This is a genomic window from Motilimonas sp. 1_MG-2023, assembly GCF_030547455.1.
Lineage (GTDB): Bacteria > Pseudomonadota > Gammaproteobacteria > Enterobacterales > CBDFNC01 > Motilimonas.
On record NZ_JAUOPX010000338.1, the window covers coordinates 1 to 230 of the forward strand.

Below are 230 nucleotides of genomic sequence, written 5' to 3' on the forward strand. Positions count from 1 at the left end.
AACCGATGTTTTAAATATGGTGGGTTGTGAAGGATTTGAACCTTCGACCAATTGATTAAAAGTCAACTGCTCTACCAACTGAGCTAACAACCCGTATTCGTTCTAAATTTTGTCTTACTTACTTCAGCATCAAACCGATGTTTTAAATATGGTGGGTTGTGAAGGATTTGAACCTTCGACCAATTGATTAAAAGTCAACTGCTCTACCAACTGAGCTAACAACCCGTATT

Annotated in this window: 2 tRNA genes; both read right to left on the minus strand. The window is 37.8% G+C overall.

Going from position 1 to position 230, the window contains the following annotated elements:
- Positions 1–17 precede the first annotated feature (17 nt).
- Positions 18–93, minus strand: a tRNA-Lys gene (locus Q4519_RS22225).
- 56 nt (positions 94–149) lie between these two features.
- Positions 150–225 (minus strand) — tRNA-Lys (locus Q4519_RS22230).
- Positions 226–230 lie beyond the last annotated feature (5 nt).